General features: G+C 54.9%; 24 protein-coding genes. 14 read left to right on the top strand and 10 right to left on the bottom strand.

Features of this window, described 5'->3' with window-relative positions; genetic code table 11:
* Nucleotides 1-9: 9 nt before the first annotated feature.
* From livH to tsaA, 7 genes are all read left to right on the top strand, one after another.
* Nucleotides 10-933 carry a high-affinity branched-chain amino acid ABC transporter permease LivH gene (livH, locus tag WG219_07245; protein WXL27238.1) on the top strand — a complete coding sequence of 308 codons (924 nt, stop codon included), beginning with the start codon at nt 10-12 and terminating at the stop codon, nt 931-933.
* A gap of 8 nt (nt 934-941) precedes the next feature.
* Entirely contained in the window at nt 942-2,198 is a 1,257-nt protein-coding gene (locus WG219_07240) for a high-affinity branched-chain amino acid ABC transporter permease LivM (protein ID WXL27964.1), read from the top strand.
* Nucleotides 2,195-2,962 (top strand): high-affinity branched-chain amino acid ABC transporter ATP-binding protein LivG, encoded by a 768-nt coding sequence (livG, locus tag WG219_07235; GenBank protein WXL27237.1) that lies wholly within the window; start codon nt 2,195-2,197, stop codon nt 2,960-2,962. Before WG219_07240 ends, livG begins: the two co-directional genes overlap by 4 nt.
* Nucleotides 2,962-3,663: an ABC transporter ATP-binding protein gene (locus tag WG219_07230; GenBank protein ID WXL27236.1), complete on the top strand. Its 702-nt coding sequence runs from the start codon at nt 2,962-2,964 to the stop codon at nt 3,661-3,663. Before livG ends, WG219_07230 begins: the two co-directional genes overlap by 1 nt.
* Nucleotides 3,664-3,784: 121 nt before the next feature.
* The gene (locus WG219_07225; GenBank protein ID WXL27235.1) at nt 3,785-4,495 is read left to right on the top strand and encodes an rRNA pseudouridine synthase; all 711 of its coding nucleotides are present in this window, start codon (nt 3,785-3,787) and stop codon (nt 4,493-4,495) included.
* Between the two features lie 30 nt (nt 4,496-4,525).
* Nucleotides 4,526-4,987 carry a DUF1456 family protein gene (locus WG219_07220; GenBank protein ID WXL27234.1) on the top strand — a complete coding sequence of 154 codons (462 nt, stop codon included), beginning with the start codon at nt 4,526-4,528 and terminating at the stop codon, nt 4,985-4,987.
* A 58-nt stretch (nt 4,988-5,045) separates the two neighbouring features.
* The gene (gene tsaA / locus WG219_07215; protein ID WXL27233.1) at nt 5,046-5,762 is read left to right on the top strand and encodes a tRNA (N6-threonylcarbamoyladenosine(37)-N6)-methyltransferase TrmO; all 717 of its coding nucleotides are present in this window, start codon (nt 5,046-5,048) and stop codon (nt 5,760-5,762) included.
* Between the two features lie 188 nt (nt 5,763-5,950).
* On the opposite strand, the gene fpr is transcribed toward tsaA, so the two are convergent.
* A complete protein-coding gene (gene fpr / locus WG219_07210) occupies nt 5,951-6,730 on the bottom strand; it encodes a ferredoxin-NADP reductase (protein ID WXL27232.1) in 780 nt (259 codons plus the stop codon).
* A 110-nt stretch (nt 6,731-6,840) separates the two neighbouring features.
* On the opposite strand from fpr, the gene WG219_07205 reads away from it, so the two are divergent.
* Entirely contained in the window at nt 6,841-7,767 is a 927-nt protein-coding gene (locus WG219_07205; GenBank protein ID WXL27231.1) for a LysR family transcriptional regulator, read from the top strand.
* 9 nt (nt 7,768-7,776) lie between these two features.
* Here WG219_07205 and WG219_07200 read toward each other — a convergent pair whose 3' ends face one another.
* Together WG219_07200 and erdR are read right to left on the bottom strand one after the other, a co-directional pair.
* Nucleotides 7,777-8,142, bottom strand: a complete 366-nt coding sequence (locus tag WG219_07200; protein WXL27230.1) for a diacylglycerol kinase — start codon at nt 8,140-8,142, stop codon at nt 7,777-7,779.
* Nucleotides 8,143-8,196: 54 nt separating this feature from the next.
* Complete coding sequence (gene erdR, locus WG219_07195; GenBank protein ID WXL27229.1) at nt 8,197-8,847, bottom strand: response regulator transcription factor ErdR; 651 nt, start codon at nt 8,845-8,847, stop codon at nt 8,197-8,199.
* Between the two features lie 200 nt (nt 8,848-9,047).
* Here erdR and WG219_07190 point away from each other — a divergent pair, with 200 nt between their 5' ends.
* Nucleotides 9,048-9,929: a DMT family transporter gene (locus WG219_07190; GenBank protein ID WXL27228.1), complete on the top strand. Its 882-nt coding sequence runs from the start codon at nt 9,048-9,050 to the stop codon at nt 9,927-9,929.
* A 3-nt stretch (nt 9,930-9,932) separates the two neighbouring features.
* Here the strand turns inward: WG219_07190 and WG219_07185 are convergent, their stop codons facing one another.
* Nucleotides 9,933-10,643 carry a tRNA-uridine aminocarboxypropyltransferase gene (locus tag WG219_07185; GenBank protein WXL27227.1) on the bottom strand — a complete coding sequence of 237 codons (711 nt, stop codon included), beginning with the start codon at nt 10,641-10,643 and terminating at the stop codon, nt 9,933-9,935.
* A 263-nt stretch (nt 10,644-10,906) separates the two neighbouring features.
* Here WG219_07185 and WG219_07180 point away from each other — a divergent pair, with 263 nt between their 5' ends.
* Nucleotides 10,907-11,305 carry a quorum-sensing-regulated virulence factor family protein gene (locus WG219_07180; protein WXL27226.1) on the top strand — a complete coding sequence of 133 codons (399 nt, stop codon included), beginning with the start codon at nt 10,907-10,909 and terminating at the stop codon, nt 11,303-11,305.
* Nucleotides 11,306-11,344: 39 nt separating this feature from the next.
* Here WG219_07180 and WG219_07175 read toward each other — a convergent pair whose 3' ends face one another.
* Nucleotides 11,345-13,741, bottom strand: a complete 2,397-nt coding sequence (locus WG219_07175; GenBank protein WXL27225.1) for a xylulose 5-phosphate 3-epimerase — start codon at nt 13,739-13,741, stop codon at nt 11,345-11,347.
* Between the two features lie 129 nt (nt 13,742-13,870).
* Between WG219_07175 and WG219_07170 the strand changes: the two genes are divergently transcribed.
* Nucleotides 13,871-15,268, top strand: a complete 1,398-nt coding sequence (locus WG219_07170; GenBank protein WXL27224.1) for an MBL fold metallo-hydrolase — start codon at nt 13,871-13,873, stop codon at nt 15,266-15,268.
* Nucleotides 15,269-15,336: 68 nt separating this feature from the next.
* Nucleotides 15,337-16,413: an LOG family protein gene (locus WG219_07165; GenBank protein WXL27223.1), complete on the top strand. Its 1,077-nt coding sequence runs from the start codon at nt 15,337-15,339 to the stop codon at nt 16,411-16,413.
* Nucleotides 16,414-16,507: 94 nt separating this feature from the next.
* On the opposite strand, the gene recX is transcribed toward WG219_07165, so the two are convergent.
* From recX to WG219_07150, 3 genes are all read right to left on the bottom strand, one after another.
* Entirely contained in the window at nt 16,508-16,975 is a 468-nt protein-coding gene (gene recX, locus WG219_07160; protein ID WXL27222.1) for a recombination regulator RecX, read from the bottom strand.
* Between the two features lie 5 nt (nt 16,976-16,980).
* Nucleotides 16,981-18,024, bottom strand: a complete 1,044-nt coding sequence (gene recA, locus WG219_07155) for a recombinase RecA (protein WXL27221.1) — start codon at nt 18,022-18,024, stop codon at nt 16,981-16,983.
* Between the two features lie 89 nt (nt 18,025-18,113).
* The gene (locus WG219_07150) at nt 18,114-18,626 is read right to left on the bottom strand and encodes a CinA family protein (GenBank protein WXL27220.1); all 513 of its coding nucleotides are present in this window, start codon (nt 18,624-18,626) and stop codon (nt 18,114-18,116) included.
* Nucleotides 18,627-18,703: 77 nt separating this feature from the next.
* Between WG219_07150 and mutS the strand changes: the two genes are divergently transcribed.
* Entirely contained in the window at nt 18,704-21,277 is a 2,574-nt protein-coding gene (gene mutS, locus WG219_07145) for a DNA mismatch repair protein MutS (protein WXL27219.1), read from the top strand.
* A 132-nt stretch (nt 21,278-21,409) separates the two neighbouring features.
* Nucleotides 21,410-21,733, top strand: coding sequence for a ferredoxin FdxA (fdxA, locus tag WG219_07140; protein ID WXL27218.1), 324 nt, complete (start codon nt 21,410-21,412; stop codon nt 21,731-21,733).
* Nucleotides 21,734-22,153: 420 nt separating this feature from the next.
* On the opposite strand, the gene rpoS is transcribed toward fdxA, so the two are convergent.
* A complete protein-coding gene (gene rpoS / locus WG219_07135) occupies nt 22,154-23,149 on the bottom strand; it encodes an RNA polymerase sigma factor RpoS (GenBank protein ID WXL27217.1) in 996 nt (331 codons plus the stop codon).
* A 106-nt stretch (nt 23,150-23,255) separates the two neighbouring features.
* Complete coding sequence (locus WG219_07130; protein ID WXL27216.1) at nt 23,256-24,140, bottom strand: peptidoglycan DD-metalloendopeptidase family protein; 885 nt, start codon at nt 24,138-24,140, stop codon at nt 23,256-23,258.
* Between the last annotated feature and the right edge of the window lie 22 nt (nt 24,141-24,162).

Here is a 24,162-nt window from a genome sequence, read left to right as displayed (position 1 = left end):
AGTTAGGCTATGCCTGATCTGTATCACTACCTGCAACAGTTGATAAACGGTCTGACTGTCGGCAGCACCTATGCCTTGATCGCCATTGGCTACACCATGGTCTACGGCATCATTGGCATGATCAACTTCGCCCATGGCGAGGTTTATATGATTGGCTCCTACGTAGCACTGATCGCTATTGTCGGTCTCACCATGATGGGTCTGGACAGCCTGCCCATTCTGATGACTGTCGCTTTTGCCGGGAGCATCATCATCTGTAGCGCCTACGGCTACAGCATTGAACGCGTCGCTTACAGACCGCTACGCGGCGGCAACCGGCTGATCCCCTTGATCTCGGCCATAGGTATGTCGATTTTCCTGCAAAACGAGATCCTGCTTTCGCAAGGTTCTAAAGACAAAGCCATCCCCAACCTACTCCCCGGTAACTTCGTGCTGGGTGAAAGCGCCATGCATGGTGTGACCATCTCCTACATGCAAGTGCTGATCTTTGTCGTTACCTTCATCGTGATGGTTGGTCTGACGCTGTTTATCTCCCGTTCTCGCCTTGGCCGGGCCTGCCGTGCCTGTGCCGAAGACCTGAAGATGGCCAATTTGCTTGGCATCAATACCAACAACATCATCGCCCTGACCTTCGTCATCGGTGCAGCTCTGGCTGGCGTTGCAGCCGTACTGCTGAGCATGCGCTACGGCGTGATCAACCCGCACTTGGGCTTCCTTGCTGGCATTAAGGCCTTTACTGCGGCGGTACTGGGCGGGATCGGCAGTATTCCTGGTGCAGTGTTAGGTGGCCTTCTGCTAGGGCTGGCTGAAGCCTTTGGCGCCGACATTTTTGGCGATCAATACAAGGACGTAGTGGCATTCAGTCTACTGGTTCTTGTCCTGCTGTTCCGTCCGACTGGGATTCTGGGTCGTCCGGAGGTTGAAAAAGTATGAGTACTGGCATTCGTAAAAACCTCAAGACCGCCATCTTCAGTGCACTGCTGGTACTGGCCGTCGCCTATCCGGTGCTAGGCCTTAAACTGGCCATTGTCGGCATCAAACTAGAAGTTCAGGGCGCTGAACCCATCGTTCTGTGGACTATCGCAGGTTGCGCAATCGCCATGTTCTTTTGGCAGTTGCTGCGCAGTCCACTTGGTGAAGGTAGAGGGTTACTGCCTAAGTTGCCGGGCATCCCGGCTAAGGCAAGCAACTTTTTGACCCTGCCTTCGACGCAGCGCTGGATAATCCTCGGTCTGATCATGGCTGCACTGGTTTGGCCGTTCTTTGGCAGCCGGGGCGCGGTCGATATCGCCACCTTGATTCTGATCTACGTCATGCTCGGTCTGGGCCTGAATATCGTGGTGGGTCTAGCCGGTTTGCTTGATCTGGGCTACGTGGGCTTCTATGCGGTGGGTGCCTATACCTATGCCCTACTCTCCCACTACTACGGATTGGGCTTCTGGATTTGCCTGCCCATTGCAGGTCTGATGGCCGCATTCTTCGGCTTTATCCTCGGCTTCCCGGTTTTGCGCCTGCGTGGGGACTATCTGGCCATTGTGACGTTAGGCTTCGGAGAGATCATTCGCATCCTGCTGCGCAACATGACGGAGATTACCGGCGGCCCCAACGGCATCAGCGGTATCGACAAGCCCAGCTTCTTCGGCTTGAGCTTCGACCGACGCGCCGCAGAGGGCATGCAGACCTTCCACGAGTACTTCGGCATCGCCTACAACTCCATCAACAAGGTGATTTTCCTCTACCTGATCGCCCTACTGCTGGTTCTGCTGACTCTGTTCGTAATCAACCGCCTGCTGCGCATGCCGATTGGCCGCGCTTGGGAAGCCCTGCGTGAGGACGAAATCGCCTGCCGCGCACTGGGCATGAACCCCACTGTAATCAAACTCTCGGCCTTTACCTTGGGCGCTGCCTTTGCCGGTTTTGCGGGCAGCTTCTTCGCCGCTCGCCAGGGGCTTGTATCGCCGGAGTCGTTTACCTTTATCGAGTCGGCGATCATTCTCGCCATTGTTGTACTGGGTGGCATGGGCTCACAGCTAGGCATCATCCTCGCAGCGGTCGTGATGATCCTGCTCCCGGAAATGATGCGGGAGTTCAGTGAATACCGCATGTTGATGTTCGGTGCCCTGATGGTACTGATGATGATCTGGCGTCCGCAGGGCCTTCTGCCCATGCAACGCCCCCACCTGGAGCTGAAACAATGAGCCGCCCGATTCTAGAAGTAAGCGGCCTGTCCATGCGCTTCGGCGGCTTGCTGGCCGTCAACGGTGTGGAACTGTCCGTTAAAGAAAAACAGGTTGTGTCGATGATTGGCCCCAACGGCGCCGGTAAGACCACCGTATTCAACTGCCTGACCGGCTTCTACCAAGCCACCTCTGGCAGCATCAAGCTGGATGGAGAGCGTGTGGACGGCCTGCCCGGCCACAAGATTGCCCGCAAAGGCGTGGTGCGCACTTTCCAGAACGTGCGCCTGTTCAAGGACATGACAGCGGTTGAAAACCTGCTGGTGGCGCAACACCGCCACCTGAACACCAATTTCCTGGCCGGCCTGTTCAAAACCCCGGCGTTCCGCAAAAGCGAGCGCGAGGCCATGGAGTATGCGGCGTACTGGCTGGAGCAGGTCAACCTGACCGAATTCGCCAACCGTACGGCAGGCACCCTGGCTTACGGGCAACAGCGCCGCCTGGAAATTGCCCGCTGCATGATGACGCGCCCGCGCATCCTCATGCTGGACGAACCCGCTGCAGGCCTCAACCCACGGGAAACCGATGATCTTAAGGCACTGATCGGCGTGCTGCGCGACCAGCACAACGTCACGGTACTGCTGATTGAGCACGACATGAAGCTGGTCATGAGCATTTCCGACCACATCTACGTAATCAATCAGGGCACGCCGCTGGCAGACGGTACGCCACAGCAAATCCGGGAAAACCCCGATGTGATCAAAGCCTACCTAGGGGAAACCTGATGCTCTATTTCGAGAATGTTTCCACCTTCTACGGCAAGATTCAGGCGCTGCATAACGTCAATGTCGAGGTCCGACAGGGCGAAATCGTCACCCTGATCGGTGCCAACGGCGCGGGTAAATCCACCCTGCTGATGACGCTCTGTGGCAGCCCTCAGGCCAGCAGCGGCAGCATTCGCTATTTAGGCGAAGAGCTGGTGGGCATGGATACCCCACAGATCATGCGTAAAAGCATTGCCGTGGTTCCGGAAGGGCGCCGCGTATTTGCCCGCCTGACCGTTGAAGAAAACCTGGCCATGGGCGGTTTTTTCGGCAGCAAGGTTGAGAACGAGGAACAACTGGACAAAGTCCTGCACCTGTTCCCTCGCCTGAAAGAGCGCTTCAATCAGCGTGCGGGGACCATGTCCGGCGGCGAACAGCAGATGCTTGCCATCGGCCGTGCGCTGATGAGCAAACCAACGCTGCTGCTGCTGGATGAGCCGTCTCTGGGCCTGGCCCCGATCATCATCCAGCAGATTTTCGACATCATCGAGCAACTGCGTAAAGACGGTGTGACCGTGTTCCTCGTCGAGCAGAATGCCAACCAGGCACTCAAATTGGCGGACCGTGGTTACGTCCTTGAAAACGGCCATATCGTCATGCAGGGCAGCGGGCATGATTTGCTCAACGATCCGCGAGTAAGGGACGCCTATTTAGGCGGCTAATCCCTGACCAACTAGAAAAACCGCTCTGTAGGAGCGGTTTTTCTTTTTCTGGCTATCCTTTCGGACATCACACCTTTGTGCCGGTACAATGCCTGCCCGCAACTGCCTGATGAATCGCACCATGTCCGAACCCGTCCGCCTGTCCAAACGCCTGATCGAGCTGACCGGCTGCACCCGCCGCGAAGCCGAGCTGTATATCGAAGGAGGCTGGGTCACGGTCGATGGCCAGGTCGTCGAACAGCCACAATTCAAGGTGACCACACAAACTGTGTGCCTGCTTGAAGGTGCCACCGCCAGCGAGGCTGAGCCAGTCACCGTGCTGCTGAACGTCCCTCGCGGACATTCACCCGACCCTATCAGTGAAAAACTGACGCTGGCAGAGCAATGGCCTGAGGACAGCTCCGGCATCCGTCCGTTGTTTGGTCACCTCAAACGCCTGACCGCTTGTGCGCCCCTGCAAGTCGGTGCTGATGGCCTGCACATCCTCACTCAGGACTGGCGCACCCGGCGTAAATTACAGGATGACCTGCACAAGCTGGAGCAGGAATACATCGTCGAAGTTATCGGCACACTCAGCAACACCCAACTCAAGCGCCTCAACCACGGTTTGGTATTCAATGGCGTTACCCTGCCCCCCTGCAAAGTCAGCTGGCAAAACGAAACCCATCTGCGTTTTGCCTTGAAAGCGCCACAGCCCGGTCAGCTGGTATTCATGTGCAACAGTGTTGATCTGAAAGTGCTGGGCATGAAGCGAATCCGCGTTGGTGGTGTCTCACTCGGTAAGGTCCAGGCGGGGCAATGGCGCTACCTGTCAGGCAAAGAACGCTTCTGAACCCTTTATTTCCGCCACAACAGGTTTCCCATGCTCAACAACGACATCCTGCGCAGCCTGCGCTACACCCTCGATATCAGTGAAGAGCAGCTGGCTGAGATCATCGCACTCAGCGGACGCCAAGTGGATGCACAGACGCTGGCTGCCCTCCTGAAGAAAGATGATGAAGAAGGCTTTCAGGCCTGCGACGACGAATTACTGGCGCACTTCCTTGATGGCCTCGTCTACTTTAAGCGCGGCAAAGATGAATCTCGCCCCAGGCCACCACTCGAGCTGCCATTAACCAACAATATCGTGCTGAAAAAGCTGCGGGTGGCTTTTGAACTAAAGGAAGACGACCTCCATGTGTTGATGGACAGTGTCGGCTTCAAGGTGTCGAAACCAGAAATGAGCGCCCTGTTCCGAAAAGCCGGGCACAGCAACTACCGCCCTTGCGGCGATCAGTTCCTGCGTAATTTTCTCAAGGCTCTGACCCTGCGCGAACGCGGCTAATCCATTAGAGCGCCGTACTCAGGTACTATGGCGGCGTTTCGCACTTGATCTGGCCGCCATGTCCTACTCTGTCTCCCCCATCGGTTTTGTCCGTTCCTGTTTCAAGGAAAAATTCGCCATCCCGCGCCAGCCGCAACTGGCCCCGGCCGCTCGCGGCGTGCTGGAACTGGTTGCACCGTTCGACAATGGCGATGCGGTACAGGGCCTGGAGCAAGTCAGTCATGTCTGGCTGCTGTTTCTTTTTCATCAGGCACTGGAAGACAAGCCCAGGCTTAAAGTGCGTCCACCACGCCTTGGCGGCAATCAATCCGTCGGTGTCTTCAGCACCCGCGCTACCCACCGCCCTAATGGCATCGGCCAGTCGGTGGTCAAACTGGAAAAGGTAGAGGCCGGTAGGCTATGGCTGTCAGGAATTGACCTGCTCGATGGCACCCCGGTGCTAGACGTCAAACCCTACCTGCCCTACGCCGATATCGTGGCAGATGCTAGTAATGCCCTGGCTGATTCAGCTCCCGCGCCAATCAAAGTTGAATGGCAGCCTGCCGCCTTGGAACAAGCACATCAGCATGCCTTGCGCCTGCAGGAACCCTTAGTGGAGTTGATTGAACAGTGCCTGGCCCAAGACCCGCGCCCGGCCTATCAGCAGCCGGCGCCAGAGCGCCGCTATGGTGTCCAGTTCTGGGATGTAGACGTGCACTGGCATTACCCTCATCCCGGCGCGATCTGCGTACTTGAGGTTGTACAAGCGGCGGATATGAATGGATCGCTTGTGTAGGCGAGGTTATCCGTAACGCGGCGCAATCCGCCATGTCGCTGGCAAACGTTTATCGATAGCTGCGAGTGTCCAATAACCTTGAATCGCGAAACCCGGATTACGCCACTTACGTGGCTAATCCAGGCTACGGTCATCGAATGGTGGATAACAAAAAACCGCCCGAAGGCGGTTTTTTGAGAACGTCGCAGTTACTTCTCGACGAAAGCGCGCTCGATCAAATAGTCACCCGGCTCACGCATACGCGGCGAAACCTTAAGACCGAAGCTATCCAACACTTGGCTGGTCTCATCCAGCATGCTCGGGCTGCCGCAGATCATTGCGCGGTCATCCTGAGGGTTGATCGGTGGCAGGCCGATGTCAGTGAACAGCTTGCCACTGCGCATCAGATCAGTCAGACGCCCTTGGTTTTCGAACGGTTCACGGGTCACGGTCGGGTAGTAGATCAGCTTCTCTTTCAATGCTTCACCAAAAAACTCGTTCTGCGGCAGCGCTTCAGTGATGAATTCGCGGTAAGCAACTTCATTCACATAACGAACGCCGTGAACCAGAATGACCTTTTCGAAACGCTCGTAGGTTTCCGGGTCTTGGATCACGCTCATAAACGGAGCCAGACCGGTGCCGGTGCTGAGCAGGTACAGGTGCTTGCCAGGTTTAAGATCGTCCAGCACCAGCGTACCGGTGGGCTTTTTGCTGATGATGATCTCATCACCTTCTTTAAGGTGTTGCAGCTGGGAGGTCAGCGGGCCATCCGGCACCTTGATGCTGAAGAACTCCAAATGCTCTTCCCAGTTTGGGCTGGCAATCGAGTAGGCGCGCATGAGCGGACGACCGTTAGGCTGTTGCAGGCCGATCATCACGAACTGGCCATTCTCAAAGCGCAGGCCCGGATCACGGGTGCACTTAAAGCTGAACAGTGTGTCATTCCAGTGGTGAACACTGAGGACACGTTCGTGGTTCATGTTGCTCATGCTGATTCCTCAGAAAAACGCGGGGCTAGTTTAAGTTGCGGCGGATTTTAAGCGAGCGCACAATATCTGTTAAGTGGATTATAAAGATATAGGTTATCGGTTATATCGATATGCGATTTACGCTCAGACAACTTCAGATATTTGTAGCCGTAGCCCAACACGAAAGCGTTTCTCGTGCCGCCGATGCCTTATCCCTATCCCAATCGGCTACTAGCACCTCCCTGAGCGAACTGGAGCGCCAGTCTGATTGCCAACTATTTGATCGTGCAGGGAAGCGACTGAGCCTCAATGCGCTGGGATTGCAGTTACTGCCGCAAGCAGTGGCCTTACTGGAGCAAGCAAGCGAAATTGAACGCCTGTTGATCGGACAAAGTGGTTTTGGCTCGCTCAAGGTGGGAGCGACCTTGACCGTAGGCAACTACTTAGCGACGCTGCTCATCGGCAACTTCATGCAGCGCCACCCTGAGTGCAAGGTCAAACTCCAAGTGCACAACACCGCCCACGTGGTGCAACAAATTGCTCATTATGATCTGGACCTCGGCATGATCGAAGGTGACTGCCAACACCCAGACATTGATGTACACCCTTGGGTGGAAGATGAGCTGGTTGTTTTTTGCGCCCCTCAACATCCATTAGCCAAACGTGGCGTGGCGACCTTGGATGAGCTGAGCCGCGAAGCTTGGATTCTCCGCGAGCAAGGCTCCGGTACACGCCTTACCTTTGATCAGGCCATGCGCCATCACCCCCAAAGCCTGAACATTCGCCTAGAGCTTGAGCACACCGAAGCAATTAAACGCGCGGTTGAATCAGGCCTGGGCATCAGCTGTATTTCCCGCTTAGCCCTGCGCGACGCATTCCGCCGAGGCAGCTTAGTCCCCTTGGAATCCCCTGAGCTGGATTTGCGCCGACAGTTTTACTTCATCTGGCATAAAAGAAAGTACCAGACTGCCGCCATGCGCGAATTTATCGAAATGTGCAGAGCATTGACCGCTGACGTAACCCGTAGCGATCAAATACAACTGCCAGAGATTCGCTGATCCTGAGACTCACCCCAGCAAGATGGTGGCCCATACAACTGCAATTAGGCTTAACGAGACAAACTGGGCCGCACTGCCCATGTCCTTAGCATTTTTTGAAAGTGGATGACGTTCAAGGGAGATACGATCAATTGCCGCCTCGATAGCTGAGTTGAGCAGTTCAACAATCAGCCCCAGCATACACACAGCAATCATTACCGCCCGCTCGCCAGGGCTGACCTCCAAAAAGAACGCCAACGGCACCAGCACCACATTCAACAAAACCAATTGCCTGAAAGCAGCTTCTCCAGTGAAAGCTGCCCGTAAGCCGGCCAGTGAGTAACCGGCAGCGTTGATAATGCGTTTGAAACCTTTCTGCCCCTTGAACGGTGACATAGTGCATCCCAGCTAAAAAAGCGGCAGCTTACGGTATGCCCTTGAGAAAATCACTCAGTCCTTGATAACTGATTCCAACTGTTGAAGCAGAAGTGCAGCTTGGGTTCTGGTTCTGACCCCCAGCTTACGGAAAATGGCTGTTACGTGTGCTTTGACGGTAGCTTCAGAGACATTCAACTCGTAAGCAATCTGCTTGTTTAGCAAACCATCACAGACCATGGTCAAGACGCGGAACTGTTGAGGCGTCAGGCTAGCCAAACCGGCACTGGCTGCCTTCGCCTCCTCACTCAGGGCGATGGCCTCTTCGCTTTGGGTTGGCCACCAAACATCACCATCCAGTACTTGGCGAACGGCCTCCTGAATAACCTCAAGTGAGCTGGACTTTGGAATGAAGCCACTGGCGCCGAACTCACGGGAACGCGCAACAACTGATGACTCTTCCTGAGCAGAGATCATCACCACGGGGATGTGCGGGTATTGCCCACGCAGCAGTACTAGGCCTGAAAAACCATATGCACCAGGCATGTTCAGATCCAGCAACACCAAGTCCCAATCTGTTTTGCCGGCCAAGCACCCTTCCAGCTCAGCAATGCTGGCAGCCTCAACCAGGCGTACATCTGGTCCCAGCCCGAGGGTCAAAGCTTGCTGCAGGGCACTGCGAAACAGTGGGTGGTCGTCGGCAATCAGGATTTCAAAGGCAGCCATAATTATTCCCGTTCTTGTTGTAAGTACCGACTTGGTTCGGCAGACAGGCACGTAATTATGCAGTGTCGCCTCTCGATAAAAACGGCATCCTTGCGAGATTTTTATAAATAATCTGTGGCGTGCAGCATGCCGAGCAGTGACGGGGTGGTCAAGCGCGTTGGTTTACGGCAAAGTTCGCGCTTTTGCCCCGAGACTCAAAAATGCGAACCCAAGCTTTACGCGCCGACCTGTTGATGCTGCTCACTGCCATGATCTGGGGCTCGGCTTTCATTGCTCAACGCTTAGGCATGGATTCAATCGGTCCATTTCTGTATACCGGCCTGCGTTTTGGCTTGGCGGCAATTATTCTGATCCCCGTTCTCCACCTGCTGCAAAAACGTAATCCCGTCCCTGCCGCACCACTGTCACGCCCACTGCTCACTGGCGGCATCCTGATGGGCTTAGCGCTGTCACTTGGGATCAACCTGCAACAGGTCGGTCTGCTGTTTACCAGCGTTACTAATTCGGGCTTCATCACCGGTTTGTACGTCATTGTGGTACCGATTCTGGGCCTGTTCATCGGGCACAAGACCGGCATCGGTATCTGGCTGGGCGCTTCACTTGCGGTCGTCGGCATGTTCCTACTGAGCGTCGGTGACGGCTTCCATGTGGCCTCAGGCGACTGGTTACAACTGGCTGGCGCCTTCGTCTGGGGCGTTCATGTGCTTCTGGTTGGCGCATTTGCCAGCCGCCATGATCCGTTACGTCTGGCCTTGATCCAGTTTGTCACCTGCGCGGTGATCAGCTTGATCCTCGCAATCGCTCTGGAAGAGATAAAACTGGATGCCATCATCGCTGCAGGCCCGGCCATTCTCTACGGCGGCATTTTCGGTGTTGCGGTGGGCTTTACGCTACAAGTCGTAGCGCAGAAAGATGCTATTGCCTCCCACGCTGCGATCATCCTGTCACTTGAAGCCGTTTTCGCCGCGATCGCTGGGGCAATCTTCCTCAGCGAGTCATTGGAGCTGCGCGGTTACTTTGGCTGTGCGCTGATGTTCACCGGCATGCTGCTGGCTCAGCTATGGCCGAAAAAGACGGCCTAAGCCTCACAGAAACGCTTTCAAGCGCTCGTGCAGAGGATCGCCGAGATCGACTGCACGTGGCGCTTTAGCCGCCAGATAATGCTGGCTGAACACATCAAGATAGGCATTCAACGCATCTGCGGCACGCTCATCGCCCGCCAGCTCTAAGCACAGTGCGGCTACTTCAGCTGTACACAGGTGGTCGTCCCGCTTTGAGCGACGCAAGCGATAGCGGGACAACTGCTCGGGCTGCAAGCTCAATACCGGTAAACGATCCAGATAAGGGCTCTTGCGAAACATCTTGCGTGCTTCGCTCCAGGTTGCATCGAGCAAAACAAACAGCGGGCGCTTGCCTGTGTCTGCTCTAACTTCACTGACCACCCGTTCTGGCGCTGCATACTCACCAGGGAAGACGAGATAAGGCTGCCACTGCGGATCATCTAACAACTCAAGTAAGCGCGGGTCCACTTCAACCCTCGACCAGCCGAACGCGCTGGTATCCGCTACCACATCAGCAATCAGCCAACCGGTGTTGCTGGGTTTGAGGGCTTCAACGTCATGCATGACCAGCGCCATCCCTGAACGCGATTCAACGTTCGGCCTCCAAGCACACAAGCAATGAGTCACCGCCAGACGGCAGTCAGGGCAACGTATCGCCCGACAGCCCCTGGCCAAAAAAGGTTTTTCACTACGGGCGATGCGCTCGGCACGTAAACGGGCGACGGCGTGGCTCATCGGAACATCACCCGATGATAAAAAATAGCAGGCATGGTAACTCCAGACTCAGCGAGCGCGGAGTCTAGCAAAGGCGGACACGAGTTGTTCAACCAGGTATCCAGACTTAACCGCGTATACAGTTTGCACAGCGTGCAGAACGGAGCGAACGCAACGAAGTCCGGCACTGTCGTCAATCGGCCTGCTCAGTTAGGCTAGAATTGACTGAACCTCTTTACCGAGCATCCGGTCTTAAAGAGCGCGATTAAAATCTGGAGAACCCAATGCTGCGTTTAACCTGTCTGGCTGTTGCCCTGACCCTACCGATGTTTGCTCAGGCCGTGACCCTTAAAGATTACGAACTCAGCAAAACGCTGGAGAAAGTAGCGCGCGAGAGCAGCGTCGGCACACCCAGAGCTATCAACGAAGATATTCTCGACCAAGGCTATACCGTCGAGGGCAGTGAGCTGGTGAACCATCTCAGCGTACGCAGCGAACATGCTGCGAAAATGCGCGGCAATCCGGACACCGTTCGTGCGCAACTGGCTAACAGTGTTTGTCAGAACCCAGGCTACCGCCAACTGCTCGCCCGTGGTGCCGGCTTGCGTTACGAGTTCAGTGAATACCGCACCAATCGCCCGGTTACCACCGAGCGATTCAGCAAAGCAGATTGCGGCCTGTAATCACAAACCGCACCTTACTGTTTAGTCGCTTGCCTGTGCTTAGCGCAGGCAACGTGGCTCCCCTCTCCCTTCAACTGCTGCACGCTCAGCCTCACTGAGAAAATCCCTCAGCGGTCTGTTCAATAGCTCAGCACAGGCTACAAGCACATGAGCCCAGCTCGACCGGTTGGCAAACAACATGCCGGCCTCATCCAATGTGCCGCCCCGATTCAGATAGCCCAAAACACGACTCTCCTGACCGAGCAATGGCCACAGGTGCCCACGCGCCACTTCCGGCCGCATATGGCTCAGCAGCACTCGCCGCGCATACGCCTCAGGGAATAGACGGGCGACCAGATCCGCGTTGGCTACCACTTCCTCCTCCCACTGATCACGCGGGCTACGGAAACGACCCGGCTCCTGCAAGTAAACCAGTCGCCAGGCACAATCCGCTTCAGTCAGACGAACAGCGGCTCGCTGCATTTCACCTAGCTGATAACTACCGCACGCAATCAACAGCACCGGGTCATCACCACCTCGCTCAGCCAGCACCAGAGCACCATCACGGACCAGTTGCTGTGCTTGTTCCGCATCAAAGACACAAGGCCGCTCTCGCTTGGCGATCACCATGCAGGCCAGTTGGCCGCGTGCCCCGTAAATTTCCGGCAGCGACGCCAACACCGAGTTGTGATCAGCAGGGAACAACACCCTGACCATATCACTCATCTCACCCAGCAGAGCCTCACAAAAGGTTGTGTCCTGATGGGACTGCTGGTTCTTACCGTTTTCCCATGTATGGGATGTAGCCACCAACGGCCAACCGAGCCAACCCGCCGGGCGCCCGACCTCCTTCTGCTGCCTGGCAAAGATGATGCGCTGGCGAACAGCGCCGAGCATCTTCACGCAGAAGGCCTCATAGCTGGCCACCAGATTCAGGCCACCTTGGTTGGCCAAACAAGCAGACACCACCGCCTCCTCATTTAGCGCCGTGATAACCGCTCCATCGATAGCCTCTAGCTCACTTTCCGGGGTGTTAACCCGATGTTTAAGAGCCTTGAGCACGCTGCCTAAGCGATTGCTGGCCAACTCGTCCGGGTTGCCGACACGGGGTCTCAGCTGCGGGTTAGCTTGAACCAGATCAACAAAGAAACGGTCCAGCGCTGACATCGGCGAGCATGTCTCTGACCGGAAATGCAGCTCCGGAATAACGGGAGCTGTGGGGCGTCGTAACGCCAGCGGGTTATCACGCTCAAGCGGGCGATTGCCTCGATCAGCGAAACAGTCACACGCCTGCTCTAGCTCATTTGGGCTTACCCACAACTGAGCAGCATGCTGGTTGAACAGTGCCCTGGCTGTGTCGTCGAGATGGGGATTGCCCGGCAGCGGCAGGTTATGCGCCGCATTGCTGCCGTCACCGTAAAAGCCAAAGCCCTTGGTGGTTTCAGCAATGCCATAAGGAATCGGCAGGGGGTAATTCAGCAGCCCGTTTTTATATTCGTCTACACGATGCCCCAGGCGCTGCTCCATCTCCCACAACGCACAGACAAATGCCGCTGGGTCGCGCCCGTCGAAACTCATGGGATCAAAGCCACAGTGTTGGAGATGCTCGCGAAAACCCGCCAAGCCCGCAGGGGTACCCAGCTCAGTACGCTGTTCAATACGACGACCGTTGGCGATCATCACCGGCAAAGCCACACCGCAGTCTTCTGCCCGCCACCAACGTGGTATCCAGTCACTGCCGCGCTGCTCCTCGGCAGCACCATCAGACAGAAACGCCACCAGTTTTTCACCCGGCAATGGCAAGTGGGCGTATTGCAGCTCGGCAAAGCCCAGATAACCGCCCTCAGCTATACCACCTGCGGTGTGAGGGTTAACATGGCTGCCAAGGGGCGCATCGACCTGCCCCGAGGCGTTCTGCGCGTAACTGTAGAAGTCAGCTGCCATCCGACTCATACCCGCCTCACTGCGGGGATAGCACTTAGCTTGCTCAGGATGCTGGTTACCTGTGAGTAAGTTCAAAGCCTCAATAGCCGCGACGCAATGCCCTTGCCCCATTAGCCAACCACGGGTTTCACCGGTCAGCTGATTCAGCGCCAGATACCCCGCGTACGCTGGAACCATGTTCAGTGCACCACCGGTATGGCCCTCTGGTGTTACCTTAAAATCCTCGGCCTGCAACGGCGTGCCGTCCAATCGGACACGCTGTGCATAGGTCATATGTACAACCATCCACAGCCCCGCCGACGCCAACCGGTCCAATGCGTGCAGCTGTCGGTATACGCTGCCCACATCTGGCTGCAAGCCAGCCTGTACCACTTGATGAGCCATTCGGTAAACCGCAGCCACAGTCTGCATGCTGTGACGTATTGGCCCGTAGCCACGCTGCCAGTCGGCAAATACTGGCTGCTGTGACGCATGTAAGGCCAACTCATCTGGGCCGGGGAACAACTGGGTCATACAATTACTCCACAAATGTTGTACGTCAGTCTAAAGTCAGCCGCAATATACAGTCGCTGACCCATATCAAGACAAGCCGTCAAGCATTCAGTCAGCCTTGACCACTACATGTTCGCCAAAGGAAGTACGATGGCCCTGCTTAAATTTCTGGGTGCAATTCAACAAGTTACAGGCTCTTGCTACCTGCTGGAGAGCCATGAAGGCGCTAAGGTTTTGCTGGACTGTGGAATGATGCAAGGCCGCAAGGAAGAACAGGAACATAACCGTTCAGCCTTCACCTTCGATGTCAGCAGCCTGGATGCCGTTGTTATTTCACATGCCCACATCGACCACACTGGTCTACTCCCCAAGCTGACTGCCGCCGGCTACCGCGGTCCCATCTATGCCACGCCTCCCAGTTGCGAGCTGATGGAGTTGATGCTGCACGACTCTGCGCACCTTCAAGAAAAAGACACAGAGTGGGAAAACAAATGGCGTGCACGCCGTGCCAGACCACCACTCAAACCGCTTTACACCGTGGAAGATGCGGAAAAAACCATCAAACTTTGCCATGCCTTGCCTTACAGCGAACCTTATGAAGTTGCCCCTGGCATTACAGTGACCTTCCACGAAGCCGGCCATATTTTGGGCTCGGCCATCGTTGAAATAGTGGTACGAGAAAAACTCCAAAGCCGTCGCCTAGTGTTTTCCGGCGATTTGGGTTGCACCACCTCGCCCTTGATGAAGGCCCCCAGCACGCTCAAACAAGCTGATGTGGTACTTCTGGAGTCCACCTATGGCGACCGTGATCACCGCAACACTGAAGAAACACTCGAAGAGCTGGCAGACATCCTGCAACAAGCCCATCGTGATGGCGGCAACGTACTGATCCCTGCCTTTGCTGTGGGGCGCACGCAGGACCTGATCTATTACCTGGGTCGTTTCTATCGTGAAGGTCGCCTGCCGCAACAGGCCGTTTTCCTCGACAGCCCCATGGCCATTCGGGCCAATGCTATCTACTCACGCTATCTGGATGAGTTAGGCACTGCAGGCGACCCAGCTGTCGAGTCCTGCAAAGATATTCAAGACTGGCTGCCTATTCTGCGCTGTACACTGGACACCGATGACTCCATGGCAGTCAACCGGATCAACAGTGGGGCCATCATCATCGCGGGCAGCGGGATGTGTACCGGCGGGCGTATTCTTCATCATTTCAAACACAATCTTTGGCGTGAGAACACCCATATCATCATGCCTGGTTTCCAGGCCAGTGGAACCCTTGGGCGCGCCTTGGTGGAAGGAACCGAGTCGGTCAAACTATTCCACCAACGCATCGCGGTAAGAGCCAAGATTCACACCCTAGGTGGCTTCTCAGCCCACGCCGGACAATCGCAACTGATCGACTGGGTCAGCCATTTCGAGAATAAACCCGAGCTCTACCTGATCCATGGTGAGTTGGAAAAAAGCCGGGCACTGCAATTGGCCATCCGTGACCAACTGGATTGGGATGCAATCATCCCTGAGCCAGGCGAGCAAATCGCCCTTTGATCCATCGTTAGTTCACGAACCTTTGCCCTGCTAATAAGCAGGGTAAAGGCGTTCAAGGAGAAAACCCCATGCCTTACGAATCGGACGTTTATTTGTCCCGGCATGTCCAGGTCAATAACCCCGATCTGAGTCAGCATGTTGATGAGCTAAGCAAACTGGCCACCCCACCCGGCAGCCCAAACCTTGAGCTCTACCGAAGCATGCTGGCCAGTGTGACGCGAATGGCTCAGTCAGACCGCAGCCGCTGGGATGCCAAAATCATGGAGCAGACGCTGCATGAAATGGAGCACGCCTTCGATAGACTTGAGCATTTCAAGCGACGCAGGAAAATTACTGTTTTCGGCTCTGCTCGCACACCCAAGGACAACCCGCTGTACGCTCAAGCGCGCTCACTCGGCAGTGCACTGGCCAGCATGGACTTAATGGTCATCACGGGTGCCGGAGGCGGCATCATGGCAGCAGCCCACGAGGGCGCAGGTCTAGAGCACAGCATTGGCCTGAATATCACACTGCCTTACGAACAAGCTGCTAACCCAACGGTCAGCGGAACTCCAAACCTGCTGTCCTTCCACTTTTTCTTTCTGCGTAAGCTGTTTTTTGTCAAAGAGGCGGATGCACTGGTTCTCTTCCCAGGCGGGTTCGGCACACTGGACGAAGCCCTTGAAGTCCTGACCCTGATCCAAACGGGCAAAAGTCCTATTGTCCCCGTGGTCCTCTTTGACCTTCCTGAGGGCAGATTTTGGCCCAGTACTCTGACCTATCTTGAGGAGCAGCTGCGGGACAACGGCTATATCGTGCCCAGCGATATGAAACTGATGCGCTTAGTTCACAGCGTTGATGATGCCGTCATGGAAATCAGGCGTTTCTACAGCAACTTCCACTCAAGCCGCTGGCTGAACGAAACCTTTGTCATACGCCTCAATCACGACCTGAATGAACGGGCCATGCAGCTCATCAACAGTGAGTTCACGGACCTGTGCGACGGCGGCAACTTCCAGCTTCAAGGACAATGTGACTCAGAACAAGATGAACCTGAGTTCTGCGAGTTGACGCGATTGGCATTCAACTTCAACGGTCGTAACTACGGACGCTTGCGAGAGCTGATCGACGTGCTAAATGAGCCCAACAACTGGTCGACTGACTAAGTGAACTGACTCAAAACCGTATGGAAGACTGGAAGGCTGGCTCGCACCGCAACACACATGATGCACATCTGTTATTGCGGCCAGCTGCCAGGCGTTAATCGTCTGACGCGCCACGCAATAGGCGACTAATCATGTCCATCCCAAAGCCCCGATAAGCCAAAAAGCGCCCCTGTTTGGCACGCTCTCGGGGATCTGCCGGTAGCCTGGCTGAGAACTTACGGCGCCACACCTCTTCAAGCTGCTGGCGCCAGTCAATACCTGAGTCCTCCAGCGCTTGCTGAATATCAGCCCGGTTCAAACCGCGCTGCCCCAGTTCTTCTCGAATCCGGGCCGGGCCATACCCCGCACGCGCACGCTGGGCAACAAATGCCTCGAGGTAGCGAGACTCTGATAGCAGCCCCTCTTCGGTGAGGCGATCAAGAGCTGCCTCAATCAATTCCTCTGTTGCTCCGCGACCACGTAATTTGCGTGTCAGCTCCACACGGCCATGCTCACGGCGCGCCAGCAAATCCATGGCCGCCCGCCGCACAGCAACAGGCGTATCCAAAGCAACAGAGGTCATGTTGATCAATAATCGGCGTCAGCCGATTCATCCGCGGTAGTTGCTGCCTTGGCTGGAGCCGAGTTCGCCAGCAACTGCTCACGAATCTTGCCTTCAACCTCTGCGGCAACCTGTGGATTGTCCTCAAGGTACTTAGCCGCATTGGCCTTACCCTGACCGATCTTATTACCCTGATAGCTGTACCAAGCACCGGATTTTTCCAGCAGACCAAGCTGTACACCCAGGTCGATGATCTCGCCATTACGGTAGATACCTTTGCCGTACAGAATCTGGAATTCAGCTTGGCGGAATGGTGGCGACACCTTGTTTTTAACGATCTTGACGCGGGTTTCGCTACCTACAACCTCATCACCCTCTTTAACCGCGCCGGTGCGGCGGATGTCCAGTCGTACAGACGAGTAGAACTTCAGGGCGTTACCACCCGTGGTGGTTTCGGGGCTACCGAACATAACACCGATCTTCATACGAATCTGGTTGATGAAGATCACCAAGCAGTTGGCGTTCTTGATGTTACCGGTGATCTTACGCAGCGCCTGCGACATCAAACGTGCCTGCAAGCCAACGTGCATATCACCCATTTCACCTTCGATTTCAGCCTTCGGCACCAAAGCGGCAACGGAGTCGACGATGATGACGTCAACGGCATTGGAGCGGACCAGCATATCGGTGATTTCCAGTGCCTGCTCACCGGTGTCCGGCTGAGAAACAAGCAAGTCATCAACATTCACACCGAGCTTACCGGCATAGTCCGGATCAAGTGCGTGCTCAGCATCAACGAATGCACAGGTGGCGCCTTGCTTTTGCGCTTCAGCAATAACAGACAGAGTCAGTGTGGTTTTACCGGAAGACTCCGGGCCGTAGATTTCAACAATACGACCCTTTGGCAAACCGCCAATGCCCAGCGCGATGTCCAGCCCTAAGGAACCGGTAGAGATGGCAGGAATAGCCTGGCGCTCATGGTCGCCCATGCGCATAACTGCGCCTTTACCGAATTGCTTTTCGATCTGGCCCAGGGCAGCCGCCAAAGCGCGCTTCTTATTCTCGTCCATTTAAGTCCTCTCGCATCAGGAAGGGCCTTTAAGCGGCCACCAACAACTGTATAAGTAGACAGTATTATTCCACAGGGCAAGCAACTCGCCTACCCCACAATCGGATTTTCTTCTGCAAGCAAGCCCAAAAGCCCCGCCAGTGCCGCTTTTACCGTCTGTCGGCGCACCGCCTCGCGATCCCCGTCAAACTGAAAACGCTTACTAAACAGACGCTCAGCGTCTCCCCAAGCGATCCAGACGGTTCCCACGGGCTTTTCTGCCGACCCTCCGCCCGGGCCGGCGACACCACTGACAGCCACCGCATAGCGAGCACCACTATTGGCTTGGGCTCCTCTAACCATGGCTTCAACAACCTCCTGACTCACCGCCCCAACTTCAGCAAAGAATGACTGTGGCACCTGTAATTGGCGGGTCTTCTGCGCATTGGAATAAGTAACATAGCCTGCCTCGAACCAAGCAGAACTGCCCGCAATACGAGTAATGGCCTCAGCGATTCCCCCCCCAGTACAAGACTCAGCCGTGGTGACCTGCTCGCCTCTGGCATACAACCTTTCACCCAACTCAGACGCCAGTTCAGTCAACTCATTTTCATTGATTTTCATCTGCACTCCGGGGTTAAGCCTGTGGGGTGGATACCGTACACTAGGCGCTTTTGCGATATAGCCGGACAGCTAACACGATGAGCCAAAGCGACCTCAGTTCTCACACGCCCATGATGCAGCAATATTGGAAACTGAAGAATCAGCATCCAGATCAGTTGATGTTCTATCGCATGGGCGACTTTTACGAGATTTTTTATGAGGACGCCAAGAAGGCTGCGAAGTTACTGGACATTACCCTGACTGCCCGTGGCCAATCTGCTGGACAGTCCATCCCAATGTGCGGCATCCCTTTCCATGCCGCCGAGGGATACCTGGCCAAGCTAGTAAAGCTAGGTGAGTCAGTAGTGATCTGCGAACAGATCGGCGACCCGGCCACCAGTAAGGGGCCCGTCGAGCGTCAGGTCGTACGCATCATCACCCCTGGCACCGTAAGCGATGAGGCCCTGCTGGATGAGCGTCGCGACAACCTATTAGCTGCCGTTCTGGGTGATGAGCGCTTGTTCGGCCTCGCAGTCCTCGATATCACCAGCGGCCGCTTCAGCGTGATGGAAATCAAAGGCTGGGAAAACCTGATGGCCGAACTGGAACGCCTCAACCCAGTTGAGCTGCTGATTCCTGATGATTGGCCACAGGGACTGCCCGCAGAAAAACGCCGTGGCTCACGCCGCCGTGCGCCTTGGGATTTTGAACGAGATACTGCACACAAAAGTCTGTGCCAACAATTCGGCACCCAAGACCTTAAAGGGTTTGGCTGTGAGAACCTGACTCTTGCTATTGGTGCTGCCGGTTGCCTGCTGAGTTATGCCAAAGAAACACAGCGCACTGCTCTACCGCATCTGCGCAGCCTACGACATGAACGGCTGGACGACACCGTCATCCTTGACGGTGCCAGCCGACGCAACCTAGAGCTGGACATCAACCTGGCTGGCGGCCGTGACAACACCCTGCAATCCGTTGTGGACCGCTGCCAGACCGCCATGGGCAGCCGATTGCTAAGCCGCTGGTTGAATCGTCCGCTGCGTGATCGCACTGTCCTAGAAGCGCGCCAGCAGTCTATTGCCTGCCTGCTTGAACGCTATCGCTTTGAGACGCTCCAGCCGCAATTGAAAGAAATCGGTGACTTGGAGCGCATTCTTGCGCGGATTGGCCTGCGAAATGCTCGCCCACGAGACCTGGCTCGCCTTCGCGATGCTCTGGCTGCACTGCCTGAACTGCAAATGGCCATGGCCAACCTCGAGGCGCCGCATCTGAATGGCCTGTCCGAGACCATCAGCACCTACCCTGAGCTGGCAGACCTGCTCGCACGGGCAATTATTGATAACCCACCTGCCGTGATCCGTGACGGCGGCGTACTCAAGACTGGCTACGACGCCGAGCTGGATGAGCTACAAGCTCTCAGCGAAAACGCTGGTCAGTACCTGATGGATCTGGAAGCACGGGAAAAAGCCCGCACAGGCTTGGCCAACCTCAAGGTCGGCTACAACCGCGTGCATGGCTACTTTATCGAGCTACCAAGCAAGCAAGCTGAATCAGCACCGGCCGACTATATCCGTCGGCAAACCCTGAAGGGTGCCGAACGTTTTATCACGCCCGAGTTGAAAGAGTTTGAAGACAAAGCGCTGTCTGCCAAGAGCCGCGCGCTTGCTCGTGAAAAGATGCTCTACGATGAACTGCTGGAACAGCTCATCACCCACCTCGGCCCCTTACAGGACAGTGCAGCGGCACTGGCAGAGCTGGACGTACTGAGCAATCTTAGCGAACGAGCCCTGAATCTTGACCTGAATTGTCCGCGCTTTGTTGATGAACCCTGCATGCGCATTGATCAGGGTCGCCACCCCGTAGTTGAACAAGTACTGACCACACCTTTTGTGGCTAACGACCTTAATCTGGATGACAACACCCGCATGCTGATCATTACCGGTCCAAACATGGGCGGTAAATCCACTTACATGCGTCAGACCGCACTGATCGTGCTACTTGCCCATATCGGCAGCTTTGTTCCTGCTAAGAGCTGCGAGTTGTCATTGGTCGACCGTATATTCACCCGGATCGGCTCAAGTGATGACTTAGCCGGTGGGCGTTCGACCTTCATGGTGGAAATGAGCGAAACAGCCAACATCTTGCACAATGCGACTGAGTACAGCTTGGTATTGATGGATGAGGTCGGACGAGGCACCAGCACCTTCGACGGCCTGTCACTCGCTTGGGCCGCAGCTGAGCAACTGGCTAAGTTACGCGCGTACACATTGTTTGCAACACATTACTTTGAACTGACCGTACTCCCCGAGAGCCAACCTATCGTGGCCAACGTGCACCTCAACGCCACAGAGCACAACGAGCGCATCGTGTTTCTCCATCACGTTCTGCCGGGCCCAGCCAGCCAAAGCTATGGCTTGGCTGTCGCACAGCTGGCAGGCGTGCCGAGTGAGGTAATCCAGCGAGCTAAAGAGCATCTGGCCCGGCTGGAAACCACCAGTCTGCCCCATGATGTACCGCCTACACGAAACGAACAGGCATCAGCTCCTATGCAGAGCGATCTGTTTGCCAGCCTTCCACATCCACTGGTCGAGGAACTGCAAAAGATTAATCCTGATGACCTAACACCGCGCAATGCGCTAGAACTTTTATACGCTTGGAAAACTCGGTTCTAAACATCTTGCTAACAAGCTGATAGAATCGCGCGCATTTTTACGATAGCCCGACTTAACAGCCTGAGCCGTGGCCCATACCTAGCCCGCAAATCCGCTCAGACGGAAGGGCTAGTGCCCGAGGAGAGAATCAGAATGACCTTCGTCGTTACCGACAACTGCGTCAAATGCAAATACACCGACTGCGTTGAAGTCTGCCCGGTTGACTGCTTTTACGAAGGCCCGAACTTCCTGGTAATTCACCCGGACGAGTGCATCGATTGCGCACTGTGCGAGCCTGAGTGCCCTGCACAAGCTATCTTTTCTGAAGATGAAGTACCGGAAGATCAGCAAGAGTACATCGAGCTGAACGCTGAATTGGCAGAAGTTTGGCCGAACATCACCGAGAAGAAAGACTCTCTGCCTGACGCAGAAGAGTGGGACGGCGTAAAAGATAAGCTGCAGTATCTCGAGCGCTAATCTCAGCCCTCAATACGCAAAAAACCCGCCATGTGCGGGTTTTTTTATTTATTACAGGCAAAAAAAGGGGCGGTATTACCCGCCCGCTCTTTTGTCCCTATTCCCTTTTTCCTTTCATCATCCTGATGAGTTGCATCCTTACAACGTCCTACCGCCATCCTGGCAGTTGTGCTTATCCCTGAGCACGGTTCAGATACTAACGTTTTACAGAGCTGATTCAAGCACCTAAAAATACCAGCAAGTAGACAAACCGATCCGATCAGTCAAAATTTTATACTTATAAATCAATAGGATAATTAATTTATTCGATTTTTCTCATCTGCAAAAACGACTTTAACTCACACAAATGTAAGATATGGCTTACACAAACATGTACTAAAAAGCCCGGCATATAGCCGGGCTTTTTAGTCACTCGGACTGTCACTGGAACAGACAGTCACCCGACAAACCATTCTTCTCTAGAATTTCCCGAAGGCGCTTAAGTGCTTCGACCTGAATCTGTCTCACTCGTTCTCGAGTCAGACCAATCTCCTGGCCAACTTCCTCCAGCGTCGCGCTCTCATGGCCGCGCAGACCAAAGCGGCGGATAACAACCTCACGCTGCTTTTCTGTCAGGTCAGATAGCCACTGATCAATACTCTGCGAAAGATCATCGTCTTGGAGTAGGTCACAAGGATCGGTTGGACGATCATCAGTCAATGTGTCCAGCAGCGTTTTGTCCGAATCCTGACCAAGAGATACATCAACCGATGTTACCCGCTCGTTAAGGCCTAGCATGCGCTTCACCTCACAGACTGGCTTTTCCAGCAGTTTGGCGATTTCTTCGGCAGATGGCTCATGGTCAAGCTTCTGTGTCAACTCACGCGCTGCACGCAGATAAATATTGAGCTCTTTTACAACATGAATGGGCAATCTGATGGTACGGGTCTGATTCATGATCGCCCGCTCTATGGTCTGACGTATCCACCATGTTGCATAAGTGGAAAAACGGAAACCACGCTCAGGGTCAAACTTCTCGACAGCCCGTATCAGTCCTAAGTTACCCTCTTCAATCAAGTCGAGTAAGGATAAGCCGCGGTTGACATAGCGGCGGGCAATTTTGACCACAAGACGCAGATTGCTTTCGATCATGCGCTTACGGCCCGCAGAATCCCCCTTTTGGGCCAGACGTGCGAAATGAACCTCTTCCTCAGGCGTAAGCAGAGGAGAAAATCCGATTTCGTTCAGATATAACTGAGTTGCGTCGAGTGCGCGGGTGTAGTCAATAAACTTGTGCTGTTTATTGGCAGGTGAGGAGGTGTTGCCTTGGCGAAAGGGCTTTTCCAAAATTTCATCGTCTTGGCCGACAGTGTTCTCCATAAGGAGTACGTCGTCTTCGACATCAAACTCTGGCACTTCTTTTTGATTGAGAGCCATTATTCTTATCCCTTGCTGAGTTCGACAGCAGGCCCTGAATCAACCTAATCTAAGGTTGTAGCAGAGCCTATCCATTGGCACGCGATTGGGACAAAAAGGCTTCAGATCAACGTCGAGGCAGGTATTGCAAAGGGTCTACGGGTTTGCCCTGGCGGCGAACCTCAAAGTGAAGTTTGACACGGTCAGTCCCCGTCGAACCCATTTCGGCAATCGTTTGCCCAGCTTTGACCCTTTGGCCCTCCTGCACCAATAACCTACGGTTGTGCCCGTATGCACTAACGTAGGTGTCACTGTGTTTGATAATCACTAACTCGCCGTATCCGCGCAGTCCACTTCCCGCATATACGACAGATCCATCAGACGCAGCTAAGACAGGCTGTCCCAATTCACCACTGATATCAATACCTTTATTCAAACTACCGTTTGAGGAAAATCGGCTAATAACCTGACCATTTGTAGGCCAAATCCATCCAGAAGCTGACTTTTGTGAAGCAGGTAAAGCTGTCACCGGGGCTGAGGTTTGACGCGTGGCCCCAGGACTAGCTTGAACTGAAGCACCTGAAACAGGCGTACTAGAGCGATTGACAGATGACGTGCTTGCTGAAGCGCTCGCTGTAGTCGTGCGGGGCGTCGGTGCATTTGCAACTACAGTGGATGTGCCAGGCTGTCCATCAAAACGAATGATCTGCCCCACTTTAATCGTATACGGCGCATAAATTTTGTTACGAACGGCAAGAGCCTTCCAGTCCCAGCCATAACGGAAAGCAATGGAGTACAAGGTATCACCGCGCTGAACACGGTATTGTCCAGCGGTTACTGGTTGACGTCGCTGGGCAGTGGAGTGACTCCCACCGCCACTTCGATCTTCAACATAAACCTGACTGGAGGATGAACTACTACAGCCGCTAATCAGAGAACTCAGAACAAAGCCACTCAACAGGCAGCGAACAGTGCTGGAACTAATTGACCGTTTGATCACTGTGATACCCACCCATTTCTCCCCTTTCTTATTG

This window comes from Pseudomonas mendocina (assembly GCA_037482215.1).
Lineage (GTDB): Bacteria > Pseudomonadota > Gammaproteobacteria > Pseudomonadales > Pseudomonadaceae > Aquipseudomonas > Aquipseudomonas mendocina_E.
The sequence above is the reverse complement of the archived record's forward strand: the minus strand, read 5'-3'. Positions and strand labels throughout refer to the sequence as shown.